The sequence below is a fragment of the Enterococcus haemoperoxidus ATCC BAA-382 genome, assembly GCF_000407165.1.
Classification (GTDB): Bacteria; Bacillota; Bacilli; order Lactobacillales; family Enterococcaceae; genus Enterococcus_L; species Enterococcus_L haemoperoxidus.
On sequence record NZ_KE136479.1, the window covers coordinates 1,001,719 to 1,023,485 of the forward strand.

The following is a 21,767-nucleotide window of genomic DNA, read 5'->3' on the forward strand; positions in this document are numbered from 1 at the left end:
AGTAAGGCGATGAAAAGCTTAGGAGTGCTCAAGGGAAATGAGTACCTCTATTCTAGGAACGAAGTGACGTAGAGAGAACAGACGTTACACCAGCGTTTCGATCGCGACAAATTCTAAGTGCTAAAGCACTAAGATTTGATGGTCGGACCAAAAGGAGAAAGGAGTGGGGATGTGATTCAAGGTATTCCGATTGAAACAATTTATCTTTACGCACTGATTATTTGTGCAGGAATTGCTGTTTTGTTGGTGATTTTTGGTGATGTCTTCGATTTTGATGGACCAATCGATCCAATGTTGGCTATTCCATGGTTGGCATTCACCTCATTATTTGGTTATCTAGGAGAACGATTGTTGGATTGGAATCACTTGATGTTGTTTCTAGTGAGTGGAGCCATTTCTTCAATTCTGGTATTTTTCTTGAATTTTTATGTATTGATGCCAATGAAAAATGCAGAGTCAACTATTTCGATTTCTGAAAAAGACATGGAAGGACATGTCGCAACTGTTGTTACTCCGATTCCTGTTGGCGGAATGGGTGAGATTCAATTGAAAAGTGTTACTGGATCAATCAGCCGGCCGGCAGCATTTTACGCTTCACAAGACCAACCAATCGAACGAGGAGCGCAAGTATTGATCATTGAAATCAGAGAGCGTGTATGCTATGTGGTTCCTTATGAAGGAAGTTTACAATTATAAAACAGAAGGGGTAGAAGAAAATGGAATTAGGGATTTTAGGACCAATTGTTCTGGTTGTGTTTATTTTACTGATGTTATTGATCGTTTTTATTTCAAAATATCAAACAGCAAAACCAGATGAAGCGTTGATTATTAGTGGGAGTTATTTAGGAAATAAAAATGTTCATGCAGATGAAAGCGGTAATAAAATAAAAATAGTACGTGGTGGAGGGGCTTTTGTTCTGCCGGTATTCCAACGATCAAATAGAATTAGTTTATTATCAAGTAAGTTAGATGTGTCGACTCCAGAAGTTTACACAGAACAAGGGGTTCCTGTAATGTGTGATGGAACATCGATTATTAAAATCGGTTCTTCTGTTGAAGAAATCGCTACAGCCGCAGAGCAATTTTTAGGAAAAACACGTGAAGAACTTGAAAATGAAGCACGTGAAGTATTAGAAGGTCATTTACGTTCTATTTTAGGTTCGATGACGGTGGAAGAAATCTATCAAAATCGTGATAAATTCAGCCAAAGTGTGCAAGAAGTTGCCAGTGTGGATTTAGCAAAAATGGGTCTGATCATTGTATCGTTTACCATCAAAGAAGTTCGCGACAAAAATGGCTACTTAGATTCTTTAGGGAAACCAAGAATCGCTCAAGTAAAGCGTGATGCAGATATCGCGGAAGCCGAAGCTTGGAAAGAAACACGTATCAAAAAAGCTGAAGCTGAAAAAGAATCACAACAAGCCGAATTACAACGTCAAACTGAAATCGCAGAAGCATCTAAAGAAAAAGAATTAAAGCTTGCAACATATAAAGAAGCGCAAGATATTGCTAAAGCCAAAGCTGACCAAGCCTACAATTTGGAAACAGCCAAGGCACAACAAGAAGTTATTGCCCAAGAGATGGAAGTTAAAGTCATCGAGCGTCAAAAACAAATCGAGTTAGAAGAAAAAGAAATCGTTCGTCGTGAGAAACAATACGATTCAGAAGTGAAGAAAAAAGCCGATGCAGATCGTTATGCGAAAGAGCAAGAAGCATTAGCACAAAAAGCACGTGAGGTAGCGGAAGCGGAAGCGGAGCGTTTCCGTGTTGAATCATTAGCGGAAGCGGAAGCAAATCAAACACGTTTGGCTGGACAAGCCGAAGCTGAATCTATTTTAGCTCGTGGTGCTGCTGAAGCCGAAGCAAAACAAAAAATTGCGGATGCATTTAAGGAATACGGCGAAGCTGCTGTCTTAAGCATGGTAATGGAAATGTTGCCACAATTAATGAAAGAAGCGGCCCAACCACTTAGCAATATCGATAAAATCTCGGTTGTTGATACAGGAGGCGGCGGAGAAAATGCTGGCGCTAACCGAATCACCAATTATGCTACGAATTTGTTAGCAGGAACACAAGAAACGTTAAAAGAAACAACGGGATTAGATGTCAAAGAATTGATTGAAAACTTCTCTAAAAAAGGAACGAACAGTAATGTGAATTTCTATGGTGATGAGAAAGAAGAACAATAGTTAAAAAAAGAACATCAAGCAGAAAATTCTGTTCGGTGTTCTTTTTTGACGTAATATTACTAACTGCTGTCGATTTTATTTCCAGTCTGTACCTACGATTAGTTAAATGGAGGATAAACTCATTCGTCAGTAAGTTTATCCTCTATTTTTAGTATGTTTTTATTCTTTAGAATCATCAGATTCTTGTTTTTTTAAAATAATTTTTTGTTTGAGTATTTCTAATTCTTTTTCTTTCTTCGCGAGTTCAGCTAAATCTTCATCGATTTCATGTTCTTCTTCAATTGGTTTAGGTTTAAAAAAGAAGTTCAGTCCGATCCCGATAAATGTGCCAATAAACGTATCGATTACTCTTGCTAAAGCAAAATAAAAGGATTCACCTTGAGGAATACTAAGCGAAATCAGTAACAAAGTTGCAATGGCAGAGATGATTCCTGAGTTATTGTTCATCCCGTCAGAAATAACAATAACGACAATTACTAAAAAAGGGAGGAAAAATAATTCCACTAAAAAATCATTAGAAAACAGATCCTTGACTAGAAAATAAATAATCGCTAGGCCGCCACCTAAAGTATTACCAAGAATCCTTGATTTTCCAAAAGTAAGGCTAGTTGTTAGATCTTGTCGCAATGAAAAAACCGCAGCAAGAGCTGCAATCATCGGTGCTCCCCGATCAAATACTTTAAATAAAATAATACATATCATAACAGCTAAAGCCGTTTTTAATGTGCGTAAACCTAAGCGAAAAGGACCGACTTCCATGAGCTTTCTCTCCTATAATCAACATTTAATCAATTTTCTATTTAATGATAACCGAAATAGAGGTAAAATTACTAGTATTAAAACAAAAGATTAATCATTTTGTGAGGAGCTGTCAAATGAAAATAGGATTACGAACAGTCAAAACTGCAGTGAGTGCAACCTTATCGATGATTGTGGCAGGAAGCTTAGGGTTATTGTATCCAGCTTCAGCAGGAATCATTTCTGTATTGAGTGTCACAAATACGAAGAAAACTTCTTTATTAACAGGGCTCTATCGATTACTTTCTCTAGCTTTGGCGACAGTAATTGCGTATTTTTGCTTTTCTATTCTAGGATTCAACCCCTGGGCATTTGGTATTTTCTTACTTTTATTTATACCTGGAGCTGTTTACTTCAAGCTTTCAGATGGTATTGTAGTAAGTTCGGTTTTAGTAACCCAGTACTTAGTCGAACAAGACTTATCTTGGTCAATTATTGGTAACGAATTCTTACTGATGACCATTGGTGTTGGGTTTGCGTTACTCATGAATTTATATATGCCTGATACAGAAAAGCGTTTGAAAGAAGACCAAGAAGTTATTGAAACGATGTTTCGTAAAATATTGAATAATATGGCAGCCTATCTAAACGAGCACAATAAGGAAAGAAACTTGTTTGAAAAATGTAATGACTTAAAATCTTTCATCCGAACAGGAGAAAATTGGGCGAAAAACCATGCAGAAAATCAGCTGATAGCTTCAAATCACTATTATATCGAATACTTTACAATGCGTCGTTTGCAAAGTAACAGTTTGAAAGACATGCTACGAATTTTGGAAAACATTACAGTTGAACCAGAACAAGTTGGAAACATCCAAGAATTACTGCAATATACAGCTGAAACTTTTGCTGAAAATAATGATGGACAAGATATCTTGGATAGAATCGCTCAAGTTTATGAAGCGTATCGCAAAAAAGAATTACCAAAAACTAGAGAAGAATTTGAGAATCGTGCCCAGCTTTTTCAATTTTTACAGGTATTTCAATCATTTATAGAAATTAAAGCGGAGTTTGCAAAACAACAGAATGAAGGAAGAAAATAAGATGAATCAAAGTCAACTTGTCTAATTAGAACATACAGATGATTTGTCTAATGATATTTGCTTATATTTAGGTGAAAGATATCAACCAGTTGCTTGTCATTTCATTGAGGTTGCTGAATCGATGTGTTTTGTGAGAAACGAAAACTGCCAATGATTATTCATCAAAAACTTTCCAAGTATATGGTACAAGAAATATTTAGCATCAATTTTGTCTGCTATAGAATACCATACAACAGTTAAAAGAGAATTTACTCAGATGGATATGATCGTCTTTTTGGCTGATAAAATCAAGTGGGATCAGCTCGCTGAACTACCCTATTTGAGTGAGTTATTGTTAGCTTTAGACACGTCTATAGAAAAAACTTCATTAGTTTATCTTGATTACTTACTAAATTCTAGTCAGCAGTTATTCATCCATGGGCGAAAGAAGCACAAGATAAACTAAGAAAACAAATGAATCAAAAAGCATAAACCAACAGATTTATAAAGGAAATATTAAAGTTTAGTTACGGAATTCAAAAATCCTAGTATTTGTAAAACCAAGATGCTATACTTTCTTCAAGTTAAAAAGACTTTTTATTAAATCAATCTAAAAATAGAAACTTAAGTCTCTAAAAAGGTGGAACCAGGATTAATGACTGAAAAATGGCGTGAAGATCAAGAATATATGTCTTATGTAGAAGATTTGTTAGAAACTGAAGAAGTACAGCGTTTAGGCAACTATACGCAGCATGTTCACTCAACTCGTTTAGATCATTCAATCAGCGTTTCTTATTATAGTTATAAACTAGCTAAAAAATGGAACGGTGATGCTAGAGCAACAGCTCGTGCTGGACTTTTACATGATTTGTTCTATTACGATTGGCGTACAACTAAGTTCGATGAAGGATCTCATGCTTATATGCATCCAAGAATTGCAGTAAAAAATGCGGAGAAACTAACTGAACTTTCAGATTTAGAACGTGATATTATTATCAAACATATGTGGGGTGCAACGATTGCACCACCAAAATACAAAGAAAGCTACATTGTTACGATGGTCGATAAATATTGTGCTGTCAAAGAAGCATCTGAGCCGATGACGAATTCGGTGAAAGCGAAATGGCGTCAATATTTCCCAAGTAAACAATCTGTATAAAAAAATCGATCGATTTTCTTTTTGAGAATCGGTCGATTTTTTTGTATTTATTTTAATCGGAAAGCTGTTGTTTCATAATTGTTTGTTCGTGCTCTAATTTCTTCAACCGCTTGATTGCCTTGAAATAAGAAGCAAGCAACACAATCACGGACCCCGCCCATGCAAGTGGCGATGCTAAAGCAGCGCCGACGAATCCTAAAGAAGCAGTTAAAATAATCGCGGCAAATGAACGCATGATCAACTCCATAATTCCAGCTATTGTGGGAATCACACTTTGTCCAAGTCCTTGCAATGTATAACGAATAATAAACAAGATTGCCAATAACCAATACATACTGCCATTGACATTAAAGTAAATCTGAGAAAGGTTGAGTACTTCTGTTTCTTTTACGCTGACGAAAAGGGTCATTAAATTTTGACCAAAGAGAATTACGATTCCACCAGCTAAAATGCTAAACCCAATACTCATCACAAGGCATTGATTAACCCCTTGTAAAATTCGTTTATATTTTTTTGCGCCATAATTTTGGGCCGTAAAGGTGGCCATTGCGATACCAAATGACATCATCGGTTGCGTCGCAAATTGTTCGAGTTTGCCCGAAGCAGCTTGAGCAGCCACAACGTCGGTTCCTAGACTATTTAGGGCAGCTTGTAAAATAATTGCGCCTATTGCAATGATTGATGATTGAAAAGCCATTGGTAAAGCGATATTTAGATGCGTGCGAAATTCACGTTTATCAATGTAAAAATCTTTTTTCCGTAATTGAAGATTAGGAATTTTCCAGCGAATATAGATTACACATAAGACACTAGATATGATTTGAGCCGTAACCGTGGCAATACCAGCTCCCGCAACGCCCATATGAAAATTAAGAATCAAAATTAGATCTAACACAACATTGATGATACTAGCAATGATCAAAAATAAAAGCGGCGTTCGACTATCACCTAAAGCTCGAATCACATTAGATAATAAATTAAATGCCATAGCAGCAAAGATTCCGACAAAAATAATGGAGATAAAGATTTGCGCATCTTCAATAATTTCTGGAGGTGTTTGCATAAGTAGCAACATAGGTCGAACAAAAATCAAACTCAACACAGTCAAAATGATCGTTACGATTCCACTGATGATGATTCCTGTGGCAAAGCTCTTTTTCACCCCACGGTAATCTTGTCCACCGAACCGTTGTGAGGTTATGATAGAAAGGCCTGCTGTCAACCCTTGAGCGAAACCAATGATCAAAAATGTAATACTTCCAGTCGAACCAACTGCTGCCAAAGCGTCTTTTCCTAGCGTTTGTCCAACGATGATCATATCAGCCATATTATAGAACTGTTGGAAAATGTTACCAATCAATAATGGAATCGTAAAAAAAAAATCAATTTCGCGGGATTTCCATGTGTTAATTCTTTCAATGAAAACATCCTTTCATTACGAGAGGACAATCCGCGGAAGATTTCCTCTACAATTCTAACGAAAATAACGGTCAAATTTGATGTAATGTATATAGTAAAATTATTGAAAATTTCCTACTTATAGTAGCACAATATTTGGCTTTTGCAAGTGCTTTATCAAACCAAATTTATTTTTAGTCTAAATGAGTGTTTTTGGCTATAAAATAATGTAGAATTGAATTATTTCTCGTTTCTTTCAAAAAAATTGCTATAATTGATCAGTAGAGATTTAAGAAGTGGTATCATAGAATAGTTGATTTATTATCCAGGAGGTGACTACGTGAAAAGTGAAATAAATAGGCTGACAAAAATTAGCATTTATATGGTTAAATGGATAAGCATCGCTTCGTTGATCGGTTTAATAATGGGCACATTGTCTGCCTTTTTTTTGAAAAGTCTAGATGTAGTAACGCAAATTAGGCTAGATAATCCCTGGCTTTTATTTATCCTACCATTTAGCGGAGCGGCTTTTGCTTTCCTATATAAAAAATATGGTGGCAATGCTATCAGAGGGAATAACTTGGTGATCGATCAAGCCAACGGTGAACAAGAAAATATTCCATTACGACTTATTCCACTGACTTTATTTGGCACGATTACAACTCATTTATTTGGTGGTTCTGTTGGTCGTGAAGGGACAGCCGTACAAATGGGCGGGACAGTAGCAAATGCAGTTGGACGAGCTTTTAGACTCGATAAAGTTGAGCGAGAAATTGTTATAATTAGTGGAATCAGCGCTGGTTTTAGTTCTGTTTTTGGGACTCCTTTGGCAGGAACAATTTTCGGCTTAGAAGTCTTAGTGATCGGACGTTTAAGATCAGATGGACTATTCCCTAGTTTTTTTGCCGCTTTTTTTGCAAATTTTGTTACGGAAGCTTTCGGCGTAAGCCATATACATTATAGTGTGGGGACGATACCTGAGTGGTCATTGCTGTTGTTTGCCAAATTAATGATCGCAGGGATTTGTTTTGGTTTAGTCGGATGGCTGTTTAGTCGTTCAATTGCCTTGCTTAAAAAAGTGTATGCAAACTGGTTTGAAAACGTTGTGTTACGAAATTTTTTTGGCGGAATCTTTGTAGTAGCTGCTGTTTTTATTTTACAGACGCAACGTTATCTTGGATTAAGTTTACCCTTGCTAAAAGATGCGTTTAATGGAGAAAATTACTGGTTTGATTTTATTGGAAAGCTGTTTTTTACTGTACTGTCATTAGGCGCAGGTTATCAAGGCGGAGAAGTGACACCTTTATTCGAAATCGGCGCAACCTTAGGGAGCACTCTAGCTATGATACTTCATCTATCAATTCCATTTTTAGCTGGATTAGGTTTTATTGGTGTTTTTTCTGGCGCGACCAATACACCAATTGCTTGTTTTATCATGGGAATCGAGCTTTTTGGAAGTGAAGCTGCTGTATTTTTCTTTATGATTTGTTTAATCAGTTATATGTGCTCAGGTAATGCTGGAATTTATTCAGCTCAAAAAGTAGAAGTAGAAAAAGGTGTCTTATTCTTACCCCTCATCACCAACTGGCAAAATAAGAAGCGAAATTAGCGTATTATAGAAAAATATTCTTAGGCTATGATAAACTAGAGAATGAGGTGAAAGCATGAAAGACTATCAATATCCATTAGATTTAGACTGGACAACAAACGAAATGGTGATTGTGACAAACTTATGGTCAGCAGTAGAACAAGCGAATGAAACCGGAATAAATACCAAAGCTTTTTTGGCTACTTATAAGGAATTTAAAACGGTGGTTAAAAGCATAGGTGAAGAAAAGCGTTTAGGAAATGAATTTCAAAAAGCATCTGGTTATTCTTTATATCGAACACTCCAACAAGCAAAAAAACAAGAGTCAGGCAGATTGAAACTAGGAGCTGATTAAAATGACAAAAGAAAAAATGATCATTGAAATCAAAGAATGGTTAAAAGAAGCAGCAGGTTACATCCGTGTTAGCCTAACCAATGAACTTAAAGTTTCTCAAAAATCGGGCAGAACTGATTTAGTAACAAATATTGATGAAGAAACGCAATCATTTCTTATTAAAAAAATAAAGCAACGCTATCCTAATGATCGAATTTTAGCTGAAGAAAAAGAGTTTAATACCATTGATTCTCTAGCAGGTCGAGTTTGGATTATCGACCCGATCGATGGCACGATGAATTTCGTGATGGAGCAGGAAAATTTTTGTATTATGATTGCTGTTTTTGAAGATGGTATTGGGCAATTAGGGTTCATTTATGATGTGATGAAAGATGAATTATATTGGGGCGGTAAAAATTATGGCGTCTTTCTTAATGAGCAAAAATTACCGCAGCCAAAAGATACTTCTTTATCAGAAGGGTTATTAGGCATGAATGCCTATATGTATGGTAAAAATATTCATTCTGCCGGAGAAATGGGACACGCAAGTATGGGCATTAGGGTCAGTGGATGTGCAGGCGTGGAACTGATTGCTATGCTTAAAGGAAATCATATTGGCTATGTTTCCAATCTTAGTCCGTGGGATTATGCGGCTGGCTTGGTTTTGCTGGATGAGTTTGGATTTAAGTACTCTAATATAGAAGGAAAACCATTAGCATTTGCTGGAAGGGAATATTTTTTAGCAGCAACGCCTACAGCTTATGTAGAAATTCAGGGGAATTTTCTTCAGAAATAGAGAGAGTGTGTTTTTGGCGTACACGAAAGAAAAACCAATAAAATTTCAAGATAAGCAGTGCTATCTTGAAAGAAAACGTTGCTTTTTTTCTGAAAATATGTTATTTTTCAAAAAAAGGCAATAAAATATGAAGTTTTCACAACTTTTGAAAGCTTTAGACTATATTTCATGAAAAAAATTTGGTATAATAAAAAGTCGGATTTAATGAACAAGTGACGTAAGGCAAAAGGATAAGGAGCAATTACATTGAAATACAGAGAAGATATTAGAAACGTGGCAATCATCGCCCACGTCGATCACGGTAAAACAACATTAGTAGATGAACTTTTAAAACAATCAGATACTTTAGATGGACACACACAATTACAAGAACGTGCAATGGATTCGAATGCGATTGAAAGCGAACGTGGGATCACGATTTTAGCTAAAAATACAGCAGTTGATTACAAAGGCACTCGCATCAACATTTTAGATACACCTGGACACGCGGATTTCGGTGGTGAAGTAGAGCGTATCATGAAAATGGTTGACGGTGTAGTTTTAGTTGTTGATGCTTATGAAGGAACAATGCCTCAAACTCGTTTCGTATTGAAAAAAGCATTGGAACAAAAAGTAACACCAATCGTTGTTGTAAATAAAATTGATAAACCTTCAGCGCGTCCAGAACACGTTGTAGATGAAGTATTAGAATTATTTATCGAATTAGGTGCGGATGATGAACAATTGGACTTCCCAGTTATTTATGCATCAGCTTTAAATGGAACTTCAAGTGATTCTGACAAACCAGAAGATCAAGAACCAACAATGGCTCCAATCTTTGATCAAATCATTGAACATGTGCCAGCGCCAATCGATAATTCAGATGAACCATTACAATTCCAAGTATCATTATTAGACTATAACGATTATGTTGGACGTATTGGTATCGGCCGTGTGTTCCGTGGAACAATGAAAGTGGGCGACCAAGTTGCCTTAATGAAATTAGATGGTAGCGTGAAGAATTTCCGTGTTACTAAAATCTTTGGTTTCTTTGGACTTCAACGTGTTGAAATCAATGAAGCGAAAGCAGGCGATTTAATTGCCGTTTCTGGTATGGAAGATATCTTCGTTGGTGAAACAGTTGCTGACGTTTCAACCCAAGAAGCATTGCCAATTCTCCATATTGACGAACCAACTTTACAAATGACATTCTTAGTTAATAACTCTCCATTTGCTGGTCGTGAAGGTAAATACGTTACTTCACGTAAAATTGAAGAGCGATTAATGGCAGAACTACAAACAGATGTATCATTACGCGTAGAGCCAATTGGTCCGGATTCATGGACGGTATCTGGTCGTGGTGAATTACATTTATCAATTTTGATTGAAAATATGCGTCGTGAAGGATATGAATTGCAAGTATCGCGTCCTGAAGTTATCGAACGTGAAATTGAAGGTGTGAAATGCGAACCTTTTGAACGTGTTCAAATTGATACTCCTGAAGAATACATGGGTAGTGTTATCGAATCATTAAGCCTACGTAAAGGTGAGATGCAAGATATGATCCACACTGGTAATGGTCAGATTCGTTTGATTTTCTTAGCACCAGCTCGTGGTTTGATTGGGTACACAACTGAGTTTCTATCAATGACTCGCGGATATGGTATCATGCATCATACATTTGACCAATATCTACCAATGATTCAAGGAACAATTGGTGGACGTCATCAAGGTGCGTTGGTTTCAATTGATACTGGTAAAGCAACGACTTACAGTATTATGAGCATTGAAGAACGAGGAACAGTCTTTGTAGAACCTACAACTGATGTATACGAAGGAATGATCATCGGTGAAAACAATCGTGATAATGACTTGACTGTAAACATCACAAGAGCAAAACAAATGACTAACGTTCGTTCTGCTAATAAAGACCAAACATCTGTAATCAAAAAAGCAAAAATCCTTACATTAGAAGAGTCATTAGAATTCTTGAATGAAGATGAATATTGTGAAGTAACACCAGAAAGTATTCGTTTGAGAAAACAGATTCTTAACAAAAACGAACGTGAAAAAGCAAGTAAAAAGAAAAAATAACCAAGTAAACTAAGATTATATAATCAAGTTTAGAAAGATAGGGCAGAACTTAATAAGTTTTGTCCTATTTTTTGTGGATAACTGCTAGTAAATAATCCTAAAAAATGCGTATCTTATTTTAGAAACCTTGATAAATAGAGGGTTTGAATTTTATTAAAAACTATACTATGTTTCACAAAGACGGAATTGTTTCACGTGCGAGAAAATCCTTCCTTGAATTGCCTTATAGTGCATGCTAAAATAACAACCAGATACAAAGAACGGAGAGAATTTCATGATTGACATCAAAGACTTGCTAAAAGAAAAATTTGGATACGACGAATTTCGTCAAGGACAAGAAGACATCATCAATCATGTTTTACATAAAGAAAATGTTTTAGGTATTATGCCAACAGGTGGCGGTAAGTCTATTTGTTACCAGCTACCAGCGCTTGTCTTAGAAAATCTGACTCTAGTGATCTCACCTTTGATTTCTTTAATGAAAGATCAGGTTGATGCCTTAAATATGATGGGGATCCCTGCAACGTTCATCAATAGTACAATTTCACAGCAGGAAATGAATAGACGAGTTCAGATGGCTGTTAATCGTGAGGTTAAGCTTTTGTATATAGCACCTGAAAGGTTGGAATCATTTGATTTCCAACAATTACTTCTACATGTCCCAATCGATCTATTAGCAGTAGATGAAGCGCATTGTATCTCTCAATGGGGGCACGATTTTCGTCCAAGTTATTTACGTTTAGCCGAAATTATTGAACAGTTCCAGCAGCAACCTTCAGTCATTGCGCTTACGGCGACTGCAACACCGCAAGTAGCTGAAGATATCCTTAAACAGTTACACATCCCAAAAGATAATCAGGTACAGACAGGTTTTGCTCGTGAGAATCTATCTTTTCAAGTCGTTAAAGATCAAAATCGAGATGTTTTTCTTTTAGAGTATTTAAAGTTGAATCAAGGACAATCAGGTATTGTTTATGCAAGTACCCGTAAAGAAGTTGAACGGATCTATCATTTGCTTCAAAGTAAAAAAATAGCTGTAGGTATGTATCATGGCGGCATGAATGAAAAGGAGCGCAATCATAATCAAGAAGAGTTTTTATTTGATAAAATCCAAGTGATGGTTGCGACGAATGCGTTTGGTATGGGGATCAATAAGAGTAATGTTCGTTTTGTGATTCATGCGCAGATCCCTGGAAATATCGAGTCTTATTATCAAGAGGCTGGACGTGCCGGACGTGATGGACTCCCAAGTGATGCCGTTTTACTTTATGCACCGCAAGATCTTCAAATTCAGCAATTCTTTATTGATCAATCAGAAATGACGATTGATTATAAACAAAAGGAGTACATGAAATTAAGAGAAATGTCTCAATACGCAAATGCTCAAATGTGTCTACAAAAATTTATATTGCGCTATTTTGGAGAGAAAGGATCTGACTGTGGTCGCTGCTCCAATTGTTTAGATGAACGGGAATTAGTAGATATCACAGTGGATGTTCAAAAAGTTCTTTCTTGCGTGAAACGAATGGGTGAAAAATTTGGTAAGGGGTTAGTTGGAAAAGTGCTAACTGGTTCTAAAGATCAAAAAATCGACCAATGGCATTTTAATCGTTTACCTACATATGGTTTAATGAAGGATCGAACGCAAAAAGAAGTGAATCAATTGATTGATTATCTAACAGCCGAAAGATATTTAAATCCGTCAGACGGTCAATATCCTTTATTATCAGTTTCACCGACAGGAGTTCAAGTCTTGTTAGGCCAACAGACAGTATTTAGAAAAGAAGATCAACGTGTGCGCAAAGTTGTTGTGAATGATGGCCTTTTTGAAACATTAAGAGAATTACGGATGGATTTAGCGCAAGAAGCAGGCGTGCCGCCATATCTCATTTTCTCAGACAGTACATTAAAAGAAATGTGTGAGAAACTCCCTAAAAACTCAATTCAATTATTGCAAGTAAAAGGTGTAGGTCAGAATAAACTGGATAAATACGGGGAAAAATTTTTGGCAGCAATCGAAGTATTTAAACAGACAGAAGAAAAAGACGTTAGTTCTCAGTAGGCATTTAGACAGGATTGACTAAAAAAAGTTAGAGCAGGACTCTAACTTTTTTTAGTATCAGTTTCTATTAGTTAGGATAAACGGCAAAACGTTCATCTTTTAATGGAATAATTTGGATCGGTTCAGCGTAAAAATCTGCGAATTTTTCTTCATTAAATAGTTCTGATCGTGTCCCTTTGGCAAAAATTTCGCCGTCTTTCAACAACATCAAATGATTAAAACACGGTAGAATTTCCTCAGTATGATGGGTAACATAAAGGAGGGTAGGATGACTTTCTTGTTCAGCAATTTGCTTGATTTGTGATAAGAGCTTTTCTCTAGCGAATAAATCTAAGCCGTTACAAGGTTCATCTAGAATCAGTAATTCAGGGTTGGTCATTAAGGCTCTAGAAATCAAAACCAATTGACGTTCTCCCTGAGATAAAACTTCATATTTTTTTCCGATAAGCGATTCACCACCAGCATTTCGTAAAATAGCTTTTGCTTGCTCTAGCTCGTCAACAGTATAGTGCTGATAAATACCAATACTAGCAAATTTGCCAGATAAAACAATTTTTTCAGCTGTTTCCCAATTTTTCATCCGATACTGCAATGCCGTACTAACCCACCCTATTCGCCTCTGCAGATCGGGTATTGAGGCCTGACCAAACACTTGATCCAAAACTACTAAGTGTCCTTTTGTTGGCCATAAATATCCGCAGATCAATTGTAAGAGCAATGTTTTGCCAGCGCCGTTCAATCCAAGGATAGCCCAATTTTCACCCGTTTCAGCCGACCAACTTACGTTATTTAACAATGTCTTTTTATCCCGAATAAATGAGACGTTTTTAAATTCAAAAGCTTTCATACTAACTCCTCCTTTGCTTTATTTTACCACTAAGAATCAAGAATAGAATAGTTGTAATTGAAAAAAATTGAAAGAAGAAAATACTGTCAAGAAAATTTCATTGACAAAGCTTTCAAACCCTTGTATAATTGCTTTTGTTGCGTTATGAGGTGATGAATATGAAATGGTCTTTACTAGAACTAAACAAATACAAAGACAAACCGTGTGAATTTTCAGAGACACTTGATTTAAAGGCGTCCTTGATGAAACGAGATAATCTGATCTTAGATGTTAGTCCTGTCAAAGCAACCGGGATATTAGCTGTAGGAAAAGAAGAGTACTTGCTGCACTATAAAATCGATGTTATTGTAACAGTTCCATCTTCACGTTCTTTAACACCTGTTCCTCTTACACTTGCCATTAATGTTGATGAGGTATTTATGACCCCTGAACAGTATCAGCAAAGAGATGAACGTTTGGCGGATGAAGAAATCATTTTGTTGGAAAAACCAACGATTGATTTAGATGAATCAGTCGAAGATAACATTCTTTTGTCTATTCCAATTCAAGTATTATCAGAAGAAGAGCAAGTAAGTCAAGATATGCCAAAAGGCAATGACTGGGAAGTTCTGTCAGAAGAAGATTATGTACAGAAAAGACAAGAAGAAGCACAACAAACAATGGATCCTCGTCTTGCTAAATTATCCGAATTATTCAGTGAAACATCTGATGAGGACGATAAGCAGTAGGATTGGAATATATCGTGCATTTTATGCACACATCTTTACAAGGAGGTGGAACACCAATGGCAGTACCAGCTAGAAGAACTTCAAAAGCTAAAAAGGGCAAACGCCGTACTCATTACAAATTAACTATCAAAGGTTTGAATGCATGTTCAAACTGTGGTGAAATGAGAAAAAGCCATCACGTATGTCCAGCATGTGGTCATTACGATGGAAAAGACGTAATCTCTAAAGAAGCATAAAAACATTTTTTTGAAAATGTTAAAATCCCCTAGGCTAACCATGGAGCCTAGGGGATTTATTTTGGTTAAAAGTAACGAATTTGAGCGACAATTCTCTTGTATTGTCCAAATTCTAAAAAATAAACAAGAATAAATCAAATTAATCGAACTATTTTGTTTTCATATCAAGCATTCTACGTTATAATAATGTAGATTATAAGAAAATTCTAATGAATTTCTTTTCAAAGACAGTGGGAGGATACAAGATGACAAAACAACAATTTGGCGTAGTCGGAATGGCCGTAATGGGAAAAAATTTGGCCTTAAACATCGAAAGTAGAGGATATTCAGTTGCTCTATTCAATCGTACAGGTTCAAAAACAACGGATGTGGTTGAAGAACATCCAGATAAGAATTTTAAAGCGACTTACACAATTGAAGAGTTTGTAGACTCTATTGAAAAACCACGTCGTATCATGTTGATGGTTCAAGCGGGTTTTGCTACAGATGCGACAATTCAAGAATTATTGCCTCATTTAGATAAAGGAGATATTTTGATTGACGGTGGGAATACATTCTTCAAAGATACGATCCGTAGAAATGAAGAGTTAGCAAACTCAGGAATCAACTTTATCGGTACTGGTGTTTCAGGTGGGGAAGAAGGTGCATTAAAAGGCCCTTCAATCATGCCGGGTGGTCAAAAAGAAGCTTATGAATTAGTTGCTCCAATTTTAGAAAAGATTTCAGCTAAAGCAGAAGATGGTGAACCATGTGTGACCTATATTGGTCCAAACGGAGCAGGTCATTATGTTAAAATGGTCCATAACGGAATCGAATATGGCGATATGCAATTGATTGCTGAGTCATATGATTTAATGAAAAATATCCTTGATGTATCTGTAGATGAGATGGCAGATATTTTCAAAGAATGGAATCAAGGAGAATTAGATAGTTATCTTGTAGAAATCACAGCAGATATTTTAACTCGTAAAGATGATGAAGGAACAGGAAAACCAATTGTTGATGTAATCATGGATGCTGCTGGTAATAAAGGAACAGGCAAATGGACAAGCCAAAGCGCTTTGGACTTAGGTGTTCCGCTACCGTTGATTACTGAATCTGTTTTTGCTCGTTTTATTTCTGCTTATAAAGATGAACGTGTGAAGGCAAGTAAAGTCCTAGCTAAACCTGAAGCACCTGCTTATCAAGGGGATAAAAAAGAATTGATTGAAAAAATTCGCGAAGCTCTTTACTTCAGTAAAATCATGAGTTACGCACAAGGATTTGCTCAATTACGTGTTGCTTCAGAAGATTATGAGTGGGACTTACCATTTGGTGAGATCGCTAAAATCTGGCGTGCAGGTTGTATCATCCGTGCGCAGTTCTTACAAAAAATTACAGATGCATATGATAAAAATCCAACAATCGAAAACTTACTATTGGATGAGTACTTTATTGATATTACAAAAAAATATCAACAATCTGTTCGTGATGTTGTATCGATCGCTGTTCAGGCAGGAGTTCCAGTTCCAACATTTGCTTCAGCTATTGCTTATTATGACTCATATCGCTCAGAACGCTTACCAGCAAATCTGATTCAAGCGCAAAGAGATTACTTTGGTGCTCATACGTATCAACGAGTTGATAAAGAAGGTACTTACCACTATAGTTGGTATAACGAACAATAATAAGTTGGAAAGCCATGGGATTCAATGATTTCTCATGGTTTTCTCCTTGCTGAATGAGTGAAATAGGTTGTTACTAGCTTTTTGGGGTAAAAGTGGGTATAATGGGTAGGCTTTAAGATAGCTTTTAAAGAGAAAGGACAAATAACCAATGAGTAATATTCTTATTATTGAAGATGAAAAGAACTTAGCGCGTTTTGTAGAATTGGAGCTTAAACATGAGGGTTACACTGCGGAGGTTCACTACAATGGACGTACTGGTTTAGAAGCGGCTTTAAATAATGATTGGGATGCTATCCTTTTAGATTTGATGTTGCCTGAATTGAACGGGCTTGAAGTTTGTCGACGTGTACGCCAAGTGAAAAATACACCAATTATCATGATGACAGCGAGAGATTCAGTGATCGATCGTGTATCTGGTTTAGATCATGGAGCGGATGATTACATTGTAAAACCATTTGCTATAGAAGAATTGCTAGCGCGCTTACGTGCATTACTTCGCCGAATTGATATCGAAGGTGACAAAAACGTTGCAAAACAAACAACGATTACCTATCGTGATTTAACGATTGAAAAAGAAAATCGTGTTGTTCGCCGTAATTCTGAAATGATCGAATTAACGAAACGTGAATACGAATTATTATTGACTTTAATGGAAAATGTAAATGTTGTATTAGCCCGTGATGTACTATTAAATAAAGTTTGGGGTTATGAGACAGAAGTCGAAACAAATGTTGTTGATGTTTATATCCGTTATCTACGTAATAAAATTGATGTTCCTGGCGAGGAAAGCTACATTCAAACTGTTCGTGGAACAGGATATGTGATGCGCTCGTGAAATCAATAAAAATGAAAAAAGCAGCAAAAAAAGAACTGAAGGGGCCTTCTTTGACAATCAAGTGGGCTTCTGCAAGTTCTTTCTTCATATTTGTTGTATTCACTATTTTCGCAGTGATTACGTATAAATCTTCCGTCAATCTTATCGTTGAAAAGGAACGCGAAAATGTAGAAAGAACAGTTGCAGAGGTTGGTAACCGTTTAGCGAACGCAAAAGGAAACTTGACTGTTTCTGATGTCTATGAAAAATTGAAGACACCTAGTGTTGAAGAAGATGATTTAGATAGTAAAAAAATTTCCGTAGAAGGATCATTGATGGAAATGGATAGTATGATTTCTGAATTAGGTCAACCGCCATTATTTCTATCTATTTACGACACAAATGGAACATTAATATTTGAGACTCAGAAAATACAAAGTAAGTTAATGAAAAAAGAGAAGCAAGCAGCTGAAATCAAAACATTAGATGACAAGACAGGTTTTTTGATTATTCAGCTAGTTTATTCAAAAGATAATAGAGAACAAGTCGGATACATACAAGCGTTTTATGAGTTATCTTCTTTTTACGATATTAGAAACCGTCTATTGTTAACATTGATTGTTTTGGAGATAATCTCATTGATTTTAAGTAGCATATTAGGATTTATCTTATCATCATACTTTTTAAAACCCTTGAAAGTTTTAAGGGATACAATGGATACGATTAGGAAAGATCCCCAGTCGGATATTCATATGCCAGATATCCATTCGAATGATGAGCTTGCCGACCTTGCGGAAATCTTTAATGAGATGTTAGATCGTATGAGACGCTATATTGAGCAACAGGAACAGTTTGTAGAAGATGTTTCCCATGAATTACGGACGCCAGTAGCGATTATTGAAGGGCATTTGAATTTGTTGAATCGATGGGGGAAAGAGGATCCAGAAGTATTGGATGAATCTTTAGAAGCTAGCTTACAAGAGATTGTCCGTATGAAGAGTCTAGTTCAAGAGATGCTAGATTTGTCTCGAGCAGAGCAAGTCGATGTCCAGTATTCAAATCATACCTCTAATGCGAAACAAGTTGTTTATCAAGTGTTTAATAACTTTAAAATTTTATATCCAGATTTTGTTATTACTTTAGATGATGATCTCTTACATGAAGTGACGCTAGGGATTTACCGTAATCATTTTGAACAACTTTTGATTATTATTCTAGACAATGCTGTCAAATATTCAACGACTCGCAAAGAAGTTCACATTTCCATTTCGAAAACATTAAGCGAATTTGAGATAGCCATTCAAGACTTTGGCGAAGGAATACCAGAAGATGATTTAGACAAGATATTTAATCGTTTTTATCGAGTGGATAAAGCGCGCGCCCGTAATAAGGGGGGGAATGGATTAGGTTTATCGATTGCCAAACAATTAGTAGAAAATTACAAAGGCAGAATCGATGCGGAAAGTGTTGTTCATCAAGGAACAATATTTAGAATTTATATTCCAATAGTAAATAAAAGTGAAATAGTAGAGTAGGGAGAAATACCCTGCTCTTTTTTTATCATTTTACCGAATGATTAATCTTTTCTGTTGTTTAATCCGACGGAAAAAGCGAATACTTAAAAGAAGTTCTTCTGATTTGTTCGCTAAGAAAAAAAAGAATCTAAAATAACTATTTTCTAGTTGCATTTTGCAATAAGTCTTGTTATATTTATACATGTTCTTGTGATTGCTAGTTACTTATTTACAAGAGAAAAAAATTATTTTTTCTTCTTGACTAATGTAAGATAATCATGATAGAATAACAAAGTCGCTGAAATAAAAGCGACTCAAACATATTGAAAAAACAGGAAAAAAGTTGTTGACAAATAACAAACAACCTGATAAACTAATGAAGTTGTCACGAAACATTCGATAACATCAAGCAGAAAAAAACTTTGAAACTTTTTTAAAAAAGTGTTGACATCGAATCGAAGATTTGATATGATATAAAAGTTGCTGCGAGGTAACACAGTAGACCTTTGAAAACTGAACAAAGTAAGACGAACCAAATGTGTAGGTTGTTTTTACAACGGTAAAAACAAACAACAATTTTTAACAAAGCGAAGCAATATGCTAGCAAACAAATGAGCTTAACAATCTTCGGATTGTGTTCAACTTTTATTATGAGAGTTTGATCCTGGCTCAGGACGAACGCTGGCGGCGTGCCTAATACATGCAAGTCGAACGCTTCTTTTCTACCGAGTGCTTGCACTCAATTGAAAAGAGGAGTGGCGGACGGGTGAGTAACACGTGGGTAACCTACCCATCAGAGGGGGATAACACTTGGAAACAGGTGCTAATACCGCATAATAGTCGACACCGCATGGTGTTGATTTGAAAGACGCTTTCGGGTGTCACTGATGGATGGACCCGCGGTGCATTAGCTAGTTGGTGAGGTAACGGCTCACCAAGGCCATGATGCATAGCCGACCTGAGAGGGTGATCGGCCACACTGGGACTGAGACACGGCCCAGACTCCTACGGGAGGCAGCAGTAGGGAATCTTCGGCAATGGACGAAAGTCTGACCGAGCAACGCCGCGTGAGTGAAGAAGGTTTTCGGATCGTAAAACTCTGTTGTTAGAGAAGAACAAGTAGGAGAGTAACTGCTCTTACCTTGACGGTATCTAACCAGAAAGCCACGGCTAACTACGTGCCAGCAGCCGCGGTAATACGTAGGTGGCAAGCGTTGTCCGGATTTATTGGGCGTAAAGCGAGCGCAGGCGGTTTCTTAAGTCTGATGTGAAAGCCCCCGGCTCAACCGGGGAGGGTCATTGGAAACTGGGAGACTTGAGTGCAGAAGAGGAGAGTGGAATTCCATGTGTAGCGGTGAAATGCGTAGATATATGGAGGAACACCAGTGGCGAAGGCGACTCTCTGGTCTGTAACTGACGCTGAGGCTCGAAAGCGTGGGGAGCAAACAGGATTAGATACCCTGGTAGTCCACGCCGTAAACGATGAGTGCTAAGTGTTGGAGGGTTTCCGCCCTTCAGTGCTGCAGCTAACGCATTAAGCACTCCGCCTGGGGAGTACGACCGCAAGGTTGAAACTCAAAGGAATTGACGGGGGCCCGCACAAGCGGTGGAGCATGTGGTTTAATTCGAAGCAACGCGAAGAACCTTACCAGGTCTTGACATCCTTTGACCACTCTAGAGATAGAGCTTTCCCTTCGGGGACAAAGTGACAGGTGGTGCATGGTTGTCGTCAGCTCGTGTCGTGAGATGTTGGGTTAAGTCCCGCAACGAGCGCAACCCTTATTGTTAGTTGCCATCATTCAGTTGGGCACTCTAGCGAGACTGCCGGTGACAAACCGGAGGAAGGTGGGGATGACGTCAAATCATCATGCCCCTTATGACCTGGGCTACACACGTGCTACAATGGGAAGTACAACGAGTCGCTAGGCCGCGAGGTCATGCAAATCTCTTAAAGCTTCTCTCAGTTCGGATTGTAGGCTGCAACTCGCCTACATGAAGCCGGAATCGCTAGTAATCGCGGATCAGCACGCCGCGGTGAATACGTTCCCGGGCCTTGTACACACCGCCCGTCACACCACGAAAGTTTGTAACACCCGAAGTCGGTGAGGTAACCCTTGTGGAGCCAGCCGCCTAAGGTGGGATAGATGATTGGGGTGAAGTCGTAACAAGGTAGCCGTATCGGAAGGTGCGGCTGGATCACCTCCTTTCTAAGGAATATTACGGAAACTTACACATTCGTCTACACTTTGTTCAGTTTTGAGAGGTTTACTCTCAAATTAATAGTACCACGGGGCCTTAGCTCAGCTGGGAGAGCGCCTGCTTTGCACGCAGGAGGTCAGCGGTTCGATCCCGCTAGGCTCCATTAGTAACCAATGGGTTACTAATATTGTTCATTGAAAACTGGATATTGAAGTAAAAAAGTAATCAAAACAAACCGAGAACACCGCGTTGAATGAGTTTTTTAATTAAAATAGTTCGAAGCTTATTTTATTGGTCACGCCTCTATCGCTAGAGAAACGAACCAAACAAAACCGATCGTAAG

General features: G+C 37.3%; 17 protein-coding genes, 1 tRNA gene, 1 rRNA gene and 1 pseudogene. 17 read left to right on the top strand and 3 right to left on the bottom strand.

From position 1 onward, the window contains the following. The first annotated feature begins 171 nt into the window (after positions 1–171). Together I583_RS04685 and I583_RS04690 are read left to right on the top strand one after the other, a co-directional pair. Positions 172–696: an NfeD family membrane protein gene (locus tag I583_RS04685; RefSeq protein ID WP_010763423.1), complete on the top strand. Its 525-nt coding sequence runs from the start codon at positions 172–174 to the stop codon at positions 694–696. A gap of 20 nt (positions 697–716) precedes the next feature. Beyond that, a complete protein-coding gene (locus I583_RS04690) occupies positions 717–2,189 on the top strand; it encodes a flotillin family protein (protein WP_010763424.1) in 1,473 nt (490 codons plus the stop codon). A 159-nt stretch (positions 2,190–2,348) separates the two neighbouring features. On the opposite strand, the gene I583_RS04695 is transcribed toward I583_RS04690, so the two are convergent. Beyond that, positions 2,349–2,948, bottom strand: coding sequence for an FUSC family protein (locus tag I583_RS04695; RefSeq protein WP_010763425.1), 600 nt, complete (start codon positions 2,946–2,948; stop codon positions 2,349–2,351). Positions 2,949–3,064: 116 nt separating this feature from the next. Here I583_RS04695 and I583_RS04700 point away from each other — a divergent pair, with 116 nt between their 5' ends. From I583_RS04700 to I583_RS04710, 3 genes are all read left to right on the top strand, one after another. After that, the gene (locus I583_RS04700; RefSeq protein ID WP_010763426.1) at positions 3,065–4,030 is read left to right on the top strand and encodes an aromatic acid exporter family protein; all 966 of its coding nucleotides are present in this window, start codon (positions 3,065–3,067) and stop codon (positions 4,028–4,030) included. A 256-nt stretch (positions 4,031–4,286) separates the two neighbouring features. Continuing rightward, a complete protein-coding gene (locus I583_RS16290; RefSeq protein ID WP_051094839.1) occupies positions 4,287–4,475 on the top strand; it encodes a hypothetical protein in 189 nt (62 codons plus the stop codon). A gap of 189 nt (positions 4,476–4,664) precedes the next feature. Further along, positions 4,665–5,168 (top strand): HD domain-containing protein, encoded by a 504-nt coding sequence (locus tag I583_RS04710; protein WP_010763427.1) that lies wholly within the window; start codon positions 4,665–4,667, stop codon positions 5,166–5,168. Positions 5,169–5,220: 52 nt separating this feature from the next. On the opposite strand, the pseudogene I583_RS04715 reads toward I583_RS04710, so the two are convergent. Continuing rightward, positions 5,221–6,587: pseudogene (locus I583_RS04715) on the bottom strand (MATE family efflux transporter). A gap of 319 nt (positions 6,588–6,906) precedes the next feature. On the opposite strand from I583_RS04715, the gene I583_RS04720 reads away from it, so the two are divergent. The 5 genes from I583_RS04720 to recQ all read left to right on the top strand — a co-directional run bounded on the left by I583_RS04720 (position 6,907) and on the right by recQ (position 13,419). Continuing rightward, on the top strand, positions 6,907–8,175 hold the full coding sequence (locus tag I583_RS04720; RefSeq protein ID WP_010763429.1) for a voltage-gated chloride channel family protein: 1,269 nt from the start codon (positions 6,907–6,909) through the stop codon (positions 8,173–8,175). Positions 8,176–8,230: 55 nt separating this feature from the next. Next, positions 8,231–8,509 carry a UPF0223 family protein gene (locus tag I583_RS04725; protein ID WP_010763430.1) on the top strand — a complete coding sequence of 93 codons (279 nt, stop codon included), beginning with the start codon at positions 8,231–8,233 and terminating at the stop codon, positions 8,507–8,509. Between the two features lies 1 nt (position 8,510). Continuing rightward, positions 8,511–9,284: an inositol monophosphatase family protein gene (locus tag I583_RS04730; protein ID WP_010763431.1), complete on the top strand. Its 774-nt coding sequence runs from the start codon at positions 8,511–8,513 to the stop codon at positions 9,282–9,284. Between the two features lie 246 nt (positions 9,285–9,530). Beyond that, the gene (gene typA / locus I583_RS04735; RefSeq protein ID WP_010763432.1) at positions 9,531–11,357 is read left to right on the top strand and encodes a translational GTPase TypA; all 1,827 of its coding nucleotides are present in this window, start codon (positions 9,531–9,533) and stop codon (positions 11,355–11,357) included. A 274-nt stretch (positions 11,358–11,631) separates the two neighbouring features. Beyond that, positions 11,632–13,419, top strand: coding sequence for a DNA helicase RecQ (recQ, locus tag I583_RS04740; protein ID WP_010763433.1), 1,788 nt, complete (start codon positions 11,632–11,634; stop codon positions 13,417–13,419). A 67-nt stretch (positions 13,420–13,486) separates the two neighbouring features. On the opposite strand, the gene I583_RS04745 is transcribed toward recQ, so the two are convergent. Further along, positions 13,487–14,266 (bottom strand): ABC transporter ATP-binding protein, encoded by a 780-nt coding sequence (locus I583_RS04745; RefSeq protein WP_010763434.1) that lies wholly within the window; start codon positions 14,264–14,266, stop codon positions 13,487–13,489. A 158-nt stretch (positions 14,267–14,424) separates the two neighbouring features. On the opposite strand from I583_RS04745, the gene I583_RS04750 reads away from it, so the two are divergent. The 7 genes from I583_RS04750 (at position 14,425) to I583_RS04780 (ending at position 21,587) form a co-directional block, all read left to right on the top strand. Next, positions 14,425–14,994: a YceD family protein gene (locus tag I583_RS04750; RefSeq protein WP_010763435.1), complete on the top strand. Its 570-nt coding sequence runs from the start codon at positions 14,425–14,427 to the stop codon at positions 14,992–14,994. A gap of 56 nt (positions 14,995–15,050) precedes the next feature. Beyond that, positions 15,051–15,230 (top strand): 50S ribosomal protein L32, encoded by a 180-nt coding sequence (rpmF, locus tag I583_RS04755; protein ID WP_010763436.1) that lies wholly within the window; start codon positions 15,051–15,053, stop codon positions 15,228–15,230. A 245-nt stretch (positions 15,231–15,475) separates the two neighbouring features. Next, complete coding sequence (gene gndA, locus I583_RS04760) at positions 15,476–16,897, top strand: NADP-dependent phosphogluconate dehydrogenase (protein WP_010763437.1); 1,422 nt, start codon at positions 15,476–15,478, stop codon at positions 16,895–16,897. 148 nt (positions 16,898–17,045) lie between these two features. Then, positions 17,046–17,732 (top strand): response regulator transcription factor, encoded by a 687-nt coding sequence (locus I583_RS04765; RefSeq protein WP_010763438.1) that lies wholly within the window; start codon positions 17,046–17,048, stop codon positions 17,730–17,732. An 11-nt stretch (positions 17,733–17,743) separates the two neighbouring features. Then, positions 17,744–19,246 (top strand): HAMP domain-containing sensor histidine kinase, encoded by a 1,503-nt coding sequence (locus I583_RS04770; protein WP_034683138.1) that lies wholly within the window; start codon positions 17,744–17,746, stop codon positions 19,244–19,246. Between the two features lie 625 nt (positions 19,247–19,871). After that, positions 19,872–21,432: ribosomal RNA gene (locus I583_RS04775) — 16S ribosomal RNA — on the top strand. 82 nt (positions 21,433–21,514) lie between these two features. Then, positions 21,515–21,587 (top strand) — tRNA-Ala (locus I583_RS04780). Positions 21,588–21,767 lie beyond the last annotated feature (180 nt).

Bases quoted from the DNA above. Each gene is read 5' to 3' on its own strand.
- I583_RS04690 (WP_010763424.1), top strand. From the start codon at position 717: ATGGAATTAGGGATTTTAGGACCAATTGTTCTGGTTGTGTTTATTTTA.
- I583_RS04695 (WP_010763425.1), bottom strand. From the start codon at position 2,948: ATGGAAGTCGGTCCTTTTCGCTTAGGTTTACGCACATTAAAAACGGCT.
- I583_RS04700 (WP_010763426.1), top strand. From the start codon at position 3,065: ATGAAAATAGGATTACGAACAGTCAAAACTGCAGTGAGTGCAACCTTA.
- I583_RS16290 (WP_051094839.1), top strand. From the start codon at position 4,287: ATGGATATGATCGTCTTTTTGGCTGATAAAATCAAGTGGGATCAGCTC.
- I583_RS04710 (WP_010763427.1), top strand. From the start codon at position 4,665: ATGACTGAAAAATGGCGTGAAGATCAAGAATATATGTCTTATGTAGAA.
- I583_RS04725 (WP_010763430.1), top strand. From the start codon at position 8,231: ATGAAAGACTATCAATATCCATTAGATTTAGACTGGACAACAAACGAA.
- I583_RS04730 (WP_010763431.1), top strand. From the start codon at position 8,511: ATGACAAAAGAAAAAATGATCATTGAAATCAAAGAATGGTTAAAAGAA.
- recQ (WP_010763433.1), top strand. From the start codon at position 11,632: ATGATTGACATCAAAGACTTGCTAAAAGAAAAATTTGGATACGACGAA.
- I583_RS04745 (WP_010763434.1), bottom strand. From the start codon at position 14,266: ATGAAAGCTTTTGAATTTAAAAACGTCTCATTTATTCGGGATAAAAAG.
- I583_RS04750 (WP_010763435.1), top strand. From the start codon at position 14,425: ATGAAATGGTCTTTACTAGAACTAAACAAATACAAAGACAAACCGTGT.
- rpmF (WP_010763436.1), top strand. From the start codon at position 15,051: ATGGCAGTACCAGCTAGAAGAACTTCAAAAGCTAAAAAGGGCAAACGC.
- gndA (WP_010763437.1), top strand. From the start codon at position 15,476: ATGACAAAACAACAATTTGGCGTAGTCGGAATGGCCGTAATGGGAAAA.
- I583_RS04765 (WP_010763438.1), top strand. From the start codon at position 17,046: ATGAGTAATATTCTTATTATTGAAGATGAAAAGAACTTAGCGCGTTTT.
- I583_RS04770 (WP_034683138.1), top strand. From the start codon at position 17,744: ATGAAAAAAGCAGCAAAAAAAGAACTGAAGGGGCCTTCTTTGACAATC.